Below are 14,464 nucleotides of genomic sequence, written 5' to 3'. Positions count from 1 at the left end.
GGTAGTTCGCAGGATTTGCGCTCTCCGCACGTCCAGCCGGGTAGCCTTCCCGCCATGTCCTCTCGCCGCCGTGCCACCGCGCCCAACGCCTCGAAATCTCCGTTGCGCGACCTGACCGACGTGCCGCCCCAGTCACCGCCCGTACCGCTCGACGAAGTGGACCGGCAGATACTCGTGCTGCTCAGCGAGGACTCCAGGCGCTCGCAACGTGCGCTGGCCCGCGAGCTGGGCATGTCCGCCCCCTCGGTGAAGGAGCGCATCGCGCGACTGGAGCGCCTGGGCGTCATCCGCGGCTACGGCGTGCGTCTCGACTGGAGCGCCGCCGGCTTCCCGATGACGGTCTACCTGACCATCACGGCGGTACAGGGCTACCAGCAGAAGGAACTCGTCGAGAAGCTCGCGCTCATACCGGAGCTCGAAAGGCTCGACATCGTCACCGGCGCCATCGACCTGCTCGCCACGCTCCGGGTGCGCGACCACCTGCATCTGCGGCACCTCCTCATGGAGCGCATCTGGCAGATCGAAGGCGTGCAACGCACCGAGACGTCGCTGAGCCTCGTGGAGATCGGGCCGAAGGACCTGGTCGGAGAGTTGTTGTCGAAGCCGGCCGACGGCCCGGCCTGACGGGGCCGGACACACCGGCGGTCATCCGCCGGGCTTCGGCCCGTGCGCGGGCCCGAAGCCTCGCCGGTACACCATCACCGTCCGGTTGAAGGTGATGACGACGGTCCCGTGCTGGTCGGTGCCGGTGGTCCGCACGGTGACGATCCCGACCTCCGGCCTGGATCGCGACTCCCGCACCGCCAGCACCTCCGACGAGGAGTAGACCGTGTCCCCCTCGAACAGCGGGTTCGGCAGTCGAACCTCGTCCCAGCCCAGGTTGGCCATCACGTTGTAGGACACGTCGTTGACCGACTGCCCGGTCACGAGCGCGATCGTGAAGGCGGAGTTGACCAGTGGCCGGCCGAACTCCGTCTGCGCGGCGTAGTGCGCATCGAAGTGCAGGCGGGCGGTGTTCTGGGTGAGCAGGGTGAACCAGACGTTGTCCGCCTGTGTGACGGTGCGCCCAAGCCCATGCCGGTACACGTCACCCACCTCGAAATCCTCGAAGTAGCGGCCCTGCCATCCCTCGCGGAGGGTCATGTCAGCTCTCCTCCTCCGACGGCGCCCCGCGCAGCCGCGCGATACGGCCGGCGTCGTAACCGAGCACCTTGGTGAAGACGTGGTCGGCGTCCTCGTCGCGCCGAGGAGCTCGGCGATGGCGGCCTTCTCCGGAACCCACTCTCAGCGGGCTCGCCACCTGCCGCACGGTCCCGAAATAGGGGTGCTCGGTCTCGACCACCATGCCGCGGGCGACCGTGTGCGGATCGCGCAGGGCCTGTGCCACGGAGTTCACCGGCCCGCACGGCACTCCCGCTTCCCGGAGGAGCCCCAGCCAGTGCTCGCTCGTGTTCGTGGCGAACACGGTCTCGAGTTCCGCGAGCAACGTCTCGGAGTTCTCCCTCCGGGCGGCGAAGTCCCGGTACCGGGGGTCGTCCGGCCACTCGGGATGACCGACGACCTCGGCGAGCCTGCGGAAGAACTTCTCCTTGGGACAGGCGACGACCAGCCAGCCGTCTCCGGTGGGGAACGCCTGGAAGGGAACCAGGGACGGATGGGCCGAGTGGTGCGTCCGCCTGGGTTCGAAATCACCGTTGAGCTGCCATGCGGCCGGATATGTCAGCATCGAGATGGCCGTGTCGAAGAGGCTGACGTCGCAGTCGGCGCCGATCCCGTCGCGACGTGCCGCGTGTAGTGCGGCCAGAATCGACGCCGCCGCCACCAGACCACCCGAATAGTCGACCAGGGAAAGGCCGGACTTGGTCGGCGGTCCCCCGGGCTCACCGGTGATGTCCATCCAGCCGGCCATGCCCTGAAGCACGTAGTCGTAGCCGGGCTCCGCGCTTCGCGGCCCCGTCATACCGAAGCCGCTGAGCGAGCTGCAGACGATGGCGGGGTTGAGATGCTTCAGGTCGTCGTAACGGATGCGCAGCTTGGCGGGGACGTCACCGCGCAGGTTGGAGTGCACCACGTCGCTGACCTTCACCAGGTCCTCGAAGACGGCGCGACCCTCCGGCGTGGAGATGTCGAGGCTGAGGCTGCGTTTGTTGCGGTTGAACGTCTCGAAGAACAGGCTGTCCTCACCGTGCTGCTCGGGGACGACGTACCGGCCGATGTCTCCACCGGTCGAGGGGTCCTCGATCTTGATGACCTCGGCCCCCAGGTCCGCCAGGTGCACGCTGCCGAACGGCCCCGCCCCGTATTGCTCGATCGCGATGATGCGGACATCCGCCAGCGGCATCACGGCAGAACCCCCTCTCCGCGCGCCGTCGCGAGCGCCGCGACCCGCGCCATCTCGTTTCCCACGATCATGAGTCCCTCATCCACTCCCATGCCGGGTTTGGCCAGCACCTGTCCCGCGGCGCAGGCCATGGCGACGTTGGCGCTGACCTGCGCCGACCGGTCCGTCTCGTTGCAGGTCCCGCCGCAGTACGCGACGAGTCCGCGATCACGGACCAGCAGCAGCGCCTCGATGGTGTTGTTGATGCCGCCGAGGTCCGGCGTCTTGACGTGGATCACGTCGGCGGCCTCCTTGTCGACGAACATCTCGATGTCCTCGAGGGTGTTGCACCACTCGTCGACCGCGACCTTCACCTGTGCGCCCCTCCGGCGCAGGGCGGCCCGCAGGAGGACATACGTCTCGATCTGCTCGTCCCTGCCGCCGGCGTCGATGGGGTGCTCGACCACGAGCTCGTACGGCGCGGCGACGTCCCCGAGCCGGGCCAGATAGGCGGCGACCGCCTCGACGTCCCCGTCGAAGGCCAGGCCCACGGTGCCGTAGGTGTCGAAGTGCAGCCGGGGCGTGTACGCGCCGTCGGGACGCAACTCCCCGATTCTGGACACCAGCCACCGCAGGTAGTCCTCCAGGAGTTCCCCCTGGCGGCCCAGCTTGGTGTCGACGTTGTTGATCAGAGCGTGCGGAAGGACGTCCACCTGTTTGAGGATCATCTTCTCCGCGTTGGCGTATCGGTCGTCGCCGGTCTGGGCGAACATCGGCACCGGCCGGAGTTCCACGCCCGTCGCGTATTCGTCGCGCACGACCTCGGCCATGGTCAGCCTGCGGCTCTGCGCGACCGCGTCGAGCACCGCCTGCGTCACGCCGTACCTGACGGCCGTGTGGAGCGGTCCAGTAGCCGTACGCAGGGTGTCGACGCGCCCGGCCAGCTCGCGGAACGAGTCGAGCTCCGCGCCCACGAGCAGGGGGACGAGGTGCTCCTCGACGTCCCGGCGGGCGGCCGCCGCATCGAACAGCGGGTCGCGGCCACCGGCGCCGCTGTACTGCACCGCGGCGCAGTCGCCGTGTGCCACCGAGCCGTCCTCCAGCAGCAGGAGCACCGACAGCGCCTCGCCGGCCTGCCGGATCGCGGAGAACCCCGGGGTGATCGGGTCTCCCCGGTAGGCGAAGCCGTCGTGCTCGGCGCCGGCTCTGATGGCCGCCTGATCGTCGGCGAAGAATCCGGTGCGGATCGGTCGCGTGAGAACTTTCGCGATCCTCATTCGACCAGCCCCCGGCACAGCAGTACGACCGTGATGAAGCTCTGGTAGATCCGCAGCGGGTCGTCGCCGGTGATGACCGCCGACAGGGCTCCGGTCCGTTCGACCCCGGCGATCCTGGCGGCCAGCTCGCAGTAGTCGCTGCTGCGGAAGGAGATGCCGAGGGTGACGGGCAGGTCGATGGACGGCGGCGCCGCGCCCGGCAGGTCGGCGACGGCGGCCCGTGCCCGCTCGCGGATGAGGTCCCGCGCCGCCTCCGGGTGCAGCGCCTCGGCGGAGAAGCGGGTGATGGACTTCTTGACCACCGCGGTCTTGATGCCCGGGCAGAACCGCTCGGTCTCCTCGGCCGTCGTGACGTCGCCGGTCACCAGCACCATCGGTACGCCGTACGCGCGGGCGACGAGCGCGTTGATGCCGGCCTCACCTGCGACGACCCCGTTCACGGTCACCTCGGCGAACGCCGAGGGGAAGTAGGTGTGCGACAGGACCGAGCCTTCGCTTCCCATCGACCCGTGGTAGGACACCAGGAAGACGGCGTCGAAGCTCTCGTCGAGGCCCTGCATCATGTACATCGGCTTGTACCGTCCGGACAGATAACTCGCGCGCCCGGCGAGCTCGTCCGGTTTCAGGTTGGCCATCTTCGAGTGCGCGTCGTTCACCAGGAACTCGGTGGCCCCGGCCTCCGACGCGCCCTCGATCGCTGCGTTGATCTCACCGGTCAGCAGACCGGTGTAGTAGGGGTACTGCGATCCGCCGATGACGCACTGATCCCAGTCGACGACTCCGGCGGTCCCTTCCATGTCGGAAGAGATGAAGATCTTCAAAGCACGCTCCTCGGGTGGAACTCCGGCTCTGTCGAGGTCTCGGTCATCACCGCGTAGACCGAGCCCTCCTGCCCCGCCGCGGCGCCGTGCCGGCCGTCCGGCGTCAGCGCGATGCAGCGCAACTCGGCGCGGAACTCGTCCGGCAGGCCGGCCGCCTCGGCCAGCATGGCCAGGCACGCCTCGGTGGGCTCCAGGCCGTGCGCCAGATCCGCGACGATGCCGCGGGCGCCCAGGACACGCATGCTCAGCTCGCCTCGGCCGGTGCAGGCGGCGCCGCCGTACCGGAGGTCGGCGTAGTTCCCAGCCCCCGGGAGGGCGGAGTCCCCCACCCTTCCCGGATATTTCCAGGGATAGCCGCTGGTGGACACGCCCACCACCAGTTCGCCGGAGGAGTCCAGGGCGAGGATGTTGATGGTCCCCCATGGTCCTTCGTGCGGGGCGAACCGGTTGACCAGGTCGAGCGCGGTCCTGCGGTAGAGGTCGTCACCGGCCTGCGCGGCCGTGCGCTCGCCTTCGACGGACTCGTCCGAGGGCTGCAACGCGTACAGGAACAGCTTCCTGGACTCCTCGGTCAGCAGGTCTGCCCGGGTGAACCCGTTCTCCTCGGCGAACAGCTCGGCCCCGGCGCCGACGAGCAGGCTGTGCTGCGGCAGCCGTTCGAGTACGGCACGGGCGATGGAGATCGGGTTGGGGAAGCCCTTCACCGCGCCGACGCCGCCGAAGGCCCGGGTCGAGCCGACCATCAGGGACGCGTCGAGCTCCACCACCCCTTGGGCGTTCGGCAGCCCTCCGGTGCCGACGTAGTGGTCGTCCAGGTTGTCCTCGCACCGCCGCAGTCCGGCCTCGACCGCGTCCAGCGCGGAGCCGCCGCGGGCGAGGATCTCCATGGCGGCGGGCAGACCGTTCTCGCTCCGCTCGCTGCCGATGACGATGGGACTGGTCACGCGACGGCTCCTTCGGCCCGCTGGGACATGTGGACGCACGCGGCCCACCTGGCGGGATCGCGTGGATCGGCCAGAAGCGGCGGCTCGGCCGCGCACGCGGCCACGACGGACGGGCAGCGGTCGGCGAAACGGCACGGGTGGGTGCCGCCGCTCGCCGAGGACCGCGCGACCTCCTGCCTGACGGCGTCGAGACCGGCGGCAGTCTCCTCCTCCTCCGCCTCCGCTTCGGCCTGGCTCTCCGCGTCGGCGAGCCGGGGGACGGAGCCGATGAGCAGCCTGGTGTACGGATGGACCGGGTCGTCGAACAGGGTGTCGGTGTTCCCGGTCTCGACGATGCGGCCGCGGTACATCACGGCGGTCCGGTCGCTGATCTGCCGCACGACCGCCATGTTGTGCGAGACGAAGACGACCGACAGGTGGAGCGTCTCCTTGAGGTCGGCGAGCAGGTTGATGATGTTGGCCTGGACCGACACGTCGAGGGCGGACACCGGTTCGTCGGCGACCAGCACGGTGGGTTCCAGCGCCAGCGCCCGCGCGATGCCGACGCGCTGCCGCTGCCCGCCGGAGAACTGCCGCGGGCGCTGTTCGAGGGCGCGCTCGGGCAGACCGACCAGGTGCATCAGTTCCCTGCTACGCTCCCCCACCCTGTCGCGCGGGACCAGCTTGTGGAAGCGGAGCAGCTCGGACAACATCTGCCCGACCGTCATGCGCGGGTTCAGCGAACTGTAGGGATCCTGGAAGACCATCTGGATGGCGCGCTGCTGAGCCCGCGTCCGCTTCTCCGGCAGGATCTCGCCGTCGTAGCGGATCGTGCCCGCGGTTGGGCGGTAGAGGCCGACGACAGTGCGGGCGAGGGTCGACTTGCCGCAGCCGGACTCTCCGACCAGGCCGAGGGTCTCCCCTCTGTGCAGCACCAGGTCCACGCCGTCGACGGCGGGGTTCACCACCGGCTTCTTGCCGAAGAGCCGGTCGGTCACCGACACGCTGGGCGTGAAGTGCCGGACCAGTCCCTCGACCGAAAGGATTTCGTTTCCCGCCGTCACTGCTGGCTCACCGCTTCTTCCGACACCATCGAGGTCCACCGATCCGCCGTGTCGATGCGCCGGCAGGCGCTCACCCTCCCCGGTCCCGCGGCCACCGGCTCCGGTTCCCACTCCCGGCAGGCGTCCTCGGCGAACGGGCACCGGGGGGCGAAGGAGCACCCCGTCACCCCCTCGCTGAGGTCCGGGGGCCGCCCGTCGATCGTCAGCAGCCTGGCGACCCGCCGATCCGGGTCGGGCACCGAGCGGAGCAGGGAGAACGTGTACGGATGCCGGGGACCGGTGACCAGGTCCAGCAGGTCGCCGGACTCGACGACCTTGCCGGCGTACATCACGTACAGCCGCGAGCAGGTCTGGCTGACCACGGCGAGATCGTGGCTGACCAGCAGCAGACCGACGTTCTCCTCCTGCTTGAGCCGGCGCAGGACGCCGAGGACCTGGGCCTGGATCGTCACGTCGAGGGCCGTGGTGGGCTCGTCGGCGAGGATGAGCCGTGGCTTGGTCGACAACGCGATCGCGATGCAGATCCGCTGGCGCATGCCACCCGACAACTGGTGCGGATACAGCTGGTAGCGGCGCTCGGGATCGGCGATCCCGACCTCTCGCATCAGGTCGACGGCGATCGCCCGCGCCTCGCCGCGCGACTTGCCCAGCTTGCGCAGCGGCGCCTCGGCGATCTGGTCGCCCACGCGCATCACGGGGTTGAGCGCCGTCAGGGAGTCCTGGAAGATCATGCTCATCGTGTCGGTCAGCCGATGCTTCAGGCTCTTGGCCGGCAACCCGGTGACGTCCTCGCCGTCGATGAGGATGGTGCCGGAGACGACCTTCGCCGGGCGGGGAAGCAGGCCGAGCAGCGCGCGGAGCGTGAGGCTCTTACCCGAGCCGGACTCCCCCACGAGCCCGACGGACTCGGCGGTGCCCACCGAGAAGGACACTCCGCGGACCGCGTGCAGCCGTGCGTGCGGCATGGGGATCTCGACGTGCAGGTCGCGCACTTCGAGCAAGGGAGGGGTCATTGGTTCGCCTTCTCCACGATGCCGTCCGCGATGAGCGCGAGCGCGAGGCCGGTGATGATGATGGCCAGACCCGGGATCGTGGACATGTACCACTTGTCCAATATGAACTGCTGACCCTCCTGAATCATCGTCCCCCAGTCAGGGGTGGGCGGCGGCACGCCGAGGCCGAGGAATCCCAGGGTCACGATCGCCAGCAGGGTGAGCACGATGTCGCTCATCGAGAAGACGACCGCCTGCAGGACGACGTTGGGCAGGAGATGCCGCAGCAGGATCCGCCACGTCGGCAGTCCGCTGGCCCGCGCCGCCATGGCGTACTCCTGCTCCTTGGCGACCAGCACCTGACCGCGCACGATGCGGCAGTACGCCACCCAGCCGACCAGGGTGATCGCCGTGTAGATGCTCGTCGTCCCCGGTCCCATGGCGAAGACCAGCGCGATGACCAGCACCAGGAACGGGAAGGCGATCACTATGTCGACGATCCGGCCGATGACGGCGTCGATCCAGCCGCCGAACCATCCCGCGATCAGACCGATCAGACTGCCGAGGATGAGCGGCGAGATGACCGCCAGCACGCCGACCCGCAGGTCGACACGGGCGCCGTAGAGCAATCGGGCCAGCACGTCGCGCCCGAGTTCGTCGGTGCCGAGGAGGTGGCCCTTGGCGCCGGGTGCGAGAAAGGCGTTCGCGAGGTCCTGCTTGAGCGGATCCTGGCTCGTCAGCAGTGGAGCGCACAGCGCGCAGGCGACGATGAGGCCGAACAGGATCAGGCCCGCCACGAGCGGTGCGTTCCACCGCCCGCGCCTGCGGCGGCGGTTGCCGGAGGCCGGCAGGGCGGGGGCGATGGTCGTTGCCGCGCTCATGCGAGCTTGACCCTCGGATCGAGGGCCGCATGCGTCACGTCGGTCAGCAGGTTCACGACCACGACCATGATCGCGAAGACCAGAGTGATTCCCTGCACGGTGGGAAAGTCCCTTCCCAGGATGGAATTGATCATCTGCTGCCCGATTCCGGGAAGCGAGAAGACGCGTTCGACCACCAGCGTCGATCCGGTGAGGTAGGCGATGTTCACGCCCAGGACCGTGACGGACGAGACGGCGGCGTTGCGCAGCGCGTGCCCGAGCACCACCCGTGCGGTGCTGATGCCCTTGCTGTGCGCCGTCACGATGTAGTCGCTGCCCAGCACATCGACCATGCTGGCCCGCAGGCTGCGGATCAGGATGGGCGACAGGGTCAGTGCGATCGTGATGCCGGGCAGCACGATGCCGCGCAGATGGTCGACCACGCCGGTGCCGTAGCCGGCGACCGGGAACCAGCCGAGTTTCAGCCCGAAGACCAAGATCAGCATGATGCCGAGCCAGAAGGCCGGCATGCCCAGTCCCACGACCGGGACCGCCCGGATGATGTTGTCGACGACTCCGTTGCGCCGCGCCGCGGCCAGAACGGCCAGCGGCACGGCGATCAGCAGAGTGAAGACGGTGCCCGAGATCAGCAGCCAGATCGTCACCGGCAGGCTGACCGTGATCAGGTCCACGACCGAGCTGCTGTACACGTAGGAGTACCCGAGGTTGCCCTGCAGCAGGTGGCCGAGGAACGTCAGATACTGACTCGGCAGCGAATCCTCGAGACCCATCTGCTCGCGCAGTTCCTTGACCGCCTGCGGGGTGGCGTGGACCCCGAGCAGTGTCGCCGCCGGGTCTCCCGGTATCAGCCGGATCAGAAAGAAGACGATGAACGAGATCCCGATGAGCACCGGGATCAGCGACACCACTCGCTTCAGGATGTAGACGAGATACCTCATCGTTTCTCTCGCTCCAAGTGCTCAGTCGGCTTCTGCCCTGCTCAGAGCGAGACGTCTTCCATGTGGTAGGTGCCGGTGGGCAGGACCTTGAAGCCCTGGACGTTGGCGGCGCGCGAGTACGGGAACGGCGTGTAGAACAGGAACGCCAGCCACGCGGACTCGGCGGCCTTCGCCTGAAGCTCGCTGTACAGGGCCTGGCGCTTGGTCGAGTCGAATTCCTTCTCCGCCCGGTGCACCAGGTCGATGATCTCCGGATCGTTGAAGCCGGTGTCGAAGGAGTGCCCGCCGGTCGTGGGGTCGAGCGCGAACTGGGCGAGCTCGTCGGGGTCGGCCAGGTCCATCGTCCAGTACGAGTGCGCGATCTCGTAGTCCAGCTTGTTGGTCAGGTCGTGCTGCGCGCTCGGGTCCACGTTCTGGATGTTCATCGTGATCCCGAGTTCCTTCAGCGACGCCTGCATGACCTGCGCGATCGCCGCGTCCACCGCGTCGCCGGACATCGCCAGCCACGTGGTGGTGAAGCCGTTCGGCACGCTCGACTGGGCCATCTCCTCCTTGGCCTTGGCCATGTCGTACTGGATGCCCGGGGTGTTCTTGTCGTAGTACGGCGTGGACGGCATCATGAACGAGTTCGCCGGGGTGCCGTTGCCGAACAGGATGCTCTTGATCAGCGATTCCCGGTCGACGGCGTAGGAGATCGCCCGGCGCACGTGCACGTCGTCGTACGGCTTCTTCTGCTGGTTCATCATGATGTAGTCCGTCCTGGTGGACGGGAACACGTCGACCTTCAGGTTGGGCGTGCTCTTGACCTGAGCGAGGCTGGAGAACGGCGGAGCCTCGTTGATGTGTGCCTGCCCGCCCTGCAACTGGATCGCGCGGGCGTTGCTGTCCGCGACCACCTTCCAGGTGACCGAGTCCAGGTACGGCTTGCCCGCCTGCCAGTAGGACGGGTGCTTCTTCAGCGTGAGGGAGCTGCCCTTCTGCCAGGTGCCCCACATGAACGGGCCGGTGGCGATCGGGGCGGCGTAGAACTCGTCCTTCGTCTTGCCGGCGTAGTCCTTGGGGATGATTCCGTTGTTCGGGCAGCTCAGGTCGGCGAGAAGCGGCGCCCAGGGGTACTTGGTGGTCACCACGACGGTGTAGTCGTCCGGCGTGGTCACCTCCTTGATCGCGGAGTTGATGAACTCCCAGCCGCCCTTGGTCTTGCTCGACTCGTCGATGGAGAACTTCACATCGGCGGAGGTCATCGGCTGGCCGTTGTGGAACTTCACGTCCTTCCTAAGCTTCAGCGTGCAGGACAGGTTGTCCGGCGACATCTCGTAGCTCTCGGCGAGCCAGGGCTTCACCCCCTGGCCGTCGTCCGTCATGGCCACCAGCGGCTCGTACATCTGGACGTAGATCCAGATGGAGCCGTTGCTGAAGACCGTCGTCTTGTCCATGTTCACCGCGTCGTGGTCACGGACGATGACCAGGTCGCCTCCCTTCTTCTTCCCCCCGGAGGCGGGGGTGGAGGCGGTGTCGGTGGACGACCCGCAGGCCGCGAGCAGCGGCGCGGCCGAGAACGCTCCGATGCCGAGCGCGCCCAGCTGCAGCAGCCGGCGCCTGCTGATGGCAGGGACACGGAGGCCCTCGGGAATATCGTCGAACATGCCAGCTCCTTCGTGATTTTGCGATGGGCGGAGCGGTCGCCAAAGTCGGTCTGGGGACATGAGGGATGTAGCGGGTCCGCGGTCGGGCACGCCTGGACCTGTCCACCGTGAAACATGGGAGCACGGGAACGTTTAGGACATATTACGCACGAACCACCTGTCATACGTAAGGCCTTACGAGCAACTTTCGCATCAGTCGCCACGGGGATGGGCCGGATAGATCTCCAAAGTGCTTTGGTAAGGTCCGGCGGCAGGACGTTCTCGGACCAACCGAGATGAACTCCCCATGAGTGGATTTCCCCATGCAGCTGACCATCATCGGAGCCGGCGCGATCGGCGGGACGATCGGCGCCCACCTCATCAGGGCCGGGCACGACGTGCTGTTCTGCGACGCGGACCCCGCGCACGTCGAGGCGATCAACCGCGACGGGCTGTCCATCGAAGGCCCGGTCGAGAACTTCACGGTGACCGCGCATGCCGTCACCCCCGACGACCTGCCCGACCGCCTGGATCGTGTCGCGATCGCCGTCAAGAGCCACCACACCGAGCAGGCCGCCGAACTGCTACGCGGCCGGCTCGCCCCGGACGGCTACCTGGTCAGCTTCCAGAACGGCCTGACCGCTGACATGTTGTCCGCCGTGGTCGGCGTGGAGCGGCTGATCGTGAGCTTCGTGAACTTCGGCGCGGACGTCCTCGGTCCCGGCCGCATCATGCAGGGCAACGTCGGCACGTTCCGGGTCGGCGAGCTGTCCGGCGAGATCACCCCGCGGCTGCGCGAACTGGTCGACGCCCTCCCGTACGCCGAGGCCACCGGCAACATCATGGGGTTCCTGTGGGGCAAGGAGGCCTACGGCGCCATGCTCTACGCAGGCGCCGTCTCCGACCTGTCCATCGCGGACTCCCTGGAAGACCCGCGGTGGCGGCCGCTCATGCTCGCCGTCGCCAGGGAGGTGCTCGCGCAGGCTCCGGTGGAGCCCGAGGGTTTCGACGGTTTCGAGCCGGCCGACCTGGAGGGCTCCCTCGCCCGGCTGGTCGCCTTCAACCGCGGCAGCGCCAAGTCGCACAGCGGCATCTACCGGGACCTGATGGTCCGCAAGCGGAAGACGGAGGTCGACGACCTGCTCCGTGATCTCGCCGGCCCGCTGACCACCTACGCCGGCCAGATCATCAAGGCGATCGAGCGGGGTGAGCGGACGTGCGAGGTGGCCAACCTGGATCTCCTCGCCGCCTACGAGCGCGCGGAGCGGCTCGGCCGTCCCCTGAACGCCGTGGTCGAGCTGTTCCACGCGCCCGCGCGCGCCGCGGGCGGGCCGCTGCACGGCGTCCAGATCGCGGTCAAGGACCTGATCGACATCGCGGGGCACCCGCGCGGCAACGGCAACCCGGAAGCGATGCGCGGGCGGCCCGCCCCCGCGGACGCCCCCGTCGTCGCGTCGCTGCGCGCGGCCGGCGCCGACGTCTTCGCCGCCACGTCGTTACTCGAGTACGCCGCGGGCGCCGTCCACCCCGGCGTGCCGGAGGCGATGAACCCCTTCAATCCCCGGCGGACCGCCGGCGGATCCAGCGGCGGTTCCGCGGCCCTCGTCGGCGTCGGCGCCTGCGCGGTGGCCCTCGGCACGGACACCGGGGGGTCGATCCGCATCCCGGCGCACTACTGCGCCACCGTCGGGTTCAAACCGAGCCACGGCGCGCTGCCACTCGACGGCGTGCAGGCGCTCTCCCCCACCCTCGACCATGTGGGCCTGCTCGCCCGCGACATCGCGACCACGGTCGCGGTCTTCTCCGCGCTGACGGGAGACACGCCAGCGGAACTCACGAAAACCACGCTCCGCGTCGGCGTCCTGCGCGGGCAGCTCGAACGTGCCGAGTTCGAACCCGACGTGGCGGCAGCCGTACGCGACGCGATCGAGAGTCTGCGTAACGCCGGCTGCACGATCGTGGAGGTCGACGGCTCGGCCTTCGACGAACTGGAGAAGACCTTCTCCGACATCCTGCTGTTCGAAGCCTGGCAGGTCCACGGTGACCGGGTGACGACGTCTCCCGGCCACTACGGCCCGGAGACCTTGCGGCTGCTTCGTTCCGGATCAGCGGTGAGCGAGGACGACTACCGCGCGGCCATGGCCGCGCGCGAGCGGTTGCTGCCCGCCGCCGCGGAGGTCTACACGGGCGTCGACGTCCTGCTGACCCCCGCCGCGCCATTCGTCGCGCCCGTCACGACGCCTCCGGTCGACACTCCGCAGGGCGCCGCGGAAGGTCTGTTCACCGCCGTGCACAACCTCACGGGTGCCCCCGCGCTCGTGTTGCCCTGCGGCTGGAGCGCCGACGGCCTGCCGATAGGTCTCCAGTTGTCGTCCCCGCTGGGCACCGACATGGACCTGCTCGCCGTGGCCGCTCACGTGGAGTCGACGCTCGCCGTCGACGCCCGCACCCCCGCCCTGCACTGATCAACCCTCAACGGAGGCGATTTCCCGATGCGCGCCGCGCTCTACATGTCCGCGGGCAACGTCGTCGTCGACGACGTGCCCGACGCCGCCGTGTCCGAACCGACCGACGCCGTCGTCCGGGTTCTGCGTGCCGCCGTCTGCGGGTCGGACCTGTGGTCCTACCGCGGCGTCATCACCCGTGCCGAACGATCCCGGATGGGACACGAATTCATCGGCATCGTGGAGGAGGTCGGCGACGACGTTCGCACCTTCCGCCCCGGCGATCTGGTCGTCGCGCCCTTCAAGTGGTCCGACAACACCTGCCCTGCCTGCCTGGACGGAATCCAGACCTCATGCGAGAACGGCGGCACCTTCGGCGCGCCGGGCACCGACGGCGGCCAGGGAGAGGCCGTGCGGGTTCCGTGGGCCGACGGAACCCTGGTGGCGGTGCCCGGAGGCCTGGGCGGCGTCGACGAGTCGCTGTACCCCGCGCTCCTGGCCGCCTCGGATGTGATGGGCACCGGCCTGCACGGAGCCGTCATGGCAGGTGTCACCGAGGGGTCGACGGTCGCCGTCATCGGCGACGGCGCCGTCGGGCTGTGCGCCGTGCTCGGCGCGAAGGCCGTCCTCGGTGCCGACCGGATCTTCCTGATGAGCAGGCACTCGGACCGCGCCGCCATCGGCAAGTCCTTCGGAGCGACCGACATCATCGCCGAGCGAGGCGATGAGGGGATCGCCGCGGTGCGCGAGCAGACCGGCGGCCTCGGGGTGCGGCATGTGATCGAGGCGGTCGGCACTCCGGAGTCGTGGGCCATGGCGATCGGCATGGCCAGGGACGGCGGCTCGATCGGCGCGGTCGGCGTGCCGCACACGGCGCCGACGCTGCCGCTCTTCCAGCCCCTCATCCACAACCTCAGCCTGAGCCTCGCCATCGCCCCCGTACGCCGCCATCTCCCCGACCTGATCTCGCGGATCACAGCGGGAACCCTCGACCCCGGCGTGGTGTTCGACAACGTCCTTCCCCTGGAGGACGTCGCACAGGGCTATACCGCGATGGCCTCCAGGACATCGATCAAGACCATGCTCGTCCCGGCCACCTGACACCGTCGAGGCACGGAACCCGATCCACGGAGAGCGACGCCGTGCACCGCGTGGCCGAGACGCCGGAATGCCGTGCCC

At 68.8% G+C, this 14,464-nt stretch carries 13 protein-coding genes; 3 read left to right on the top strand and 10 right to left on the bottom strand.

What is annotated here, in order from left to right; translation table 11 throughout:
- The first annotated feature begins 54 nt into the window (after positions 1-54).
- On the top strand, positions 55-624 hold the full coding sequence (locus Pka01_RS30430; protein WP_203886366.1) for an Lrp/AsnC family transcriptional regulator: 570 nt from the start codon (positions 55-57) through the stop codon (positions 622-624).
- Positions 625-645: 21 nt separating this feature from the next.
- Here the strand turns inward: Pka01_RS30430 and Pka01_RS30425 are convergent, their stop codons facing one another.
- From Pka01_RS30425 to Pka01_RS30380, 10 genes are read right to left on the bottom strand one after another with little or no spacing between them, the layout of a single operon-like run.
- On the bottom strand, positions 646-1,143 hold the full coding sequence (locus tag Pka01_RS30425; protein WP_203886365.1) for a MaoC family dehydratase: 498 nt from the start codon (positions 1,141-1,143) through the stop codon (positions 646-648).
- A 1-nt stretch (position 1,144) separates the two neighbouring features.
- Positions 1,145-2,341: a CaiB/BaiF CoA transferase family protein gene (locus Pka01_RS30420; RefSeq protein WP_239115565.1), complete on the bottom strand. Its 1,197-nt coding sequence runs from the start codon at positions 2,339-2,341 to the stop codon at positions 1,145-1,147.
- A complete protein-coding gene (locus tag Pka01_RS30415; protein WP_203886363.1) occupies positions 2,341-3,597 on the bottom strand; it encodes a methylaspartate ammonia-lyase in 1,257 nt (418 codons plus the stop codon). Before Pka01_RS30415 ends, Pka01_RS30420 begins: the two co-directional genes overlap by 1 nt.
- Complete coding sequence (locus Pka01_RS30410) at positions 3,594-4,418, bottom strand: M55 family metallopeptidase (protein ID WP_203886362.1); 825 nt, start codon at positions 4,416-4,418, stop codon at positions 3,594-3,596. The genes Pka01_RS30415 and Pka01_RS30410 overlap by 4 nt, the downstream gene beginning before the upstream one ends.
- The gene (locus tag Pka01_RS30405) at positions 4,415-5,362 is read right to left on the bottom strand and encodes a glycosylasparaginase (RefSeq protein WP_203886361.1); all 948 of its coding nucleotides are present in this window, start codon (positions 5,360-5,362) and stop codon (positions 4,415-4,417) included. Before Pka01_RS30405 ends, Pka01_RS30410 begins: the two co-directional genes overlap by 4 nt.
- Positions 5,359-6,405 carry an oligopeptide/dipeptide ABC transporter ATP-binding protein gene (locus Pka01_RS30400; RefSeq protein WP_203886360.1) on the bottom strand — a complete coding sequence of 349 codons (1,047 nt, stop codon included), beginning with the start codon at positions 6,403-6,405 and terminating at the stop codon, positions 5,359-5,361. Before Pka01_RS30400 ends, Pka01_RS30405 begins: the two co-directional genes overlap by 4 nt.
- Positions 6,402-7,418: an ABC transporter ATP-binding protein gene (locus Pka01_RS30395; RefSeq protein WP_203886359.1), complete on the bottom strand. Its 1,017-nt coding sequence runs from the start codon at positions 7,416-7,418 to the stop codon at positions 6,402-6,404. Before Pka01_RS30395 ends, Pka01_RS30400 begins: the two co-directional genes overlap by 4 nt.
- A complete protein-coding gene (locus Pka01_RS30390; protein ID WP_203886358.1) occupies positions 7,415-8,278 on the bottom strand; it encodes an ABC transporter permease in 864 nt (287 codons plus the stop codon). Before Pka01_RS30390 ends, Pka01_RS30395 begins: the two co-directional genes overlap by 4 nt.
- Positions 8,275-9,216 carry an ABC transporter permease gene (locus Pka01_RS30385; protein WP_203886357.1) on the bottom strand — a complete coding sequence of 314 codons (942 nt, stop codon included), beginning with the start codon at positions 9,214-9,216 and terminating at the stop codon, positions 8,275-8,277. Before Pka01_RS30385 ends, Pka01_RS30390 begins: the two co-directional genes overlap by 4 nt.
- Before the next feature lie 41 nt (positions 9,217-9,257).
- Entirely contained in the window at positions 9,258-10,862 is a 1,605-nt protein-coding gene (locus Pka01_RS30380) for an ABC transporter substrate-binding protein (RefSeq protein ID WP_203886356.1), read from the bottom strand.
- A gap of 302 nt (positions 10,863-11,164) precedes the next feature.
- Between Pka01_RS30380 and Pka01_RS30375 the strand changes: the two genes are divergently transcribed.
- Both Pka01_RS30375 and Pka01_RS30370 read left to right on the top strand, forming a co-directional pair.
- Entirely contained in the window at positions 11,165-13,306 is a 2,142-nt protein-coding gene (locus Pka01_RS30375; RefSeq protein ID WP_203886355.1) for an amidase family protein, read from the top strand.
- 27 nt (positions 13,307-13,333) lie between these two features.
- Entirely contained in the window at positions 13,334-14,386 is a 1,053-nt protein-coding gene (locus Pka01_RS30370; RefSeq protein ID WP_203886354.1) for a zinc-binding dehydrogenase, read from the top strand.
- The last annotated feature ends 78 nt before the right edge of the window (positions 14,387-14,464 follow it).

Origin of the sequence: Planotetraspora kaengkrachanensis (genome assembly GCF_016862895.1) — a bacterium.
GTDB lineage: Bacteria > Actinomycetota > Actinomycetes > Streptosporangiales > Streptosporangiaceae > Planotetraspora > Planotetraspora kaengkrachanensis.
This window is presented reverse-complemented; position numbering and strand designations above follow the sequence as displayed.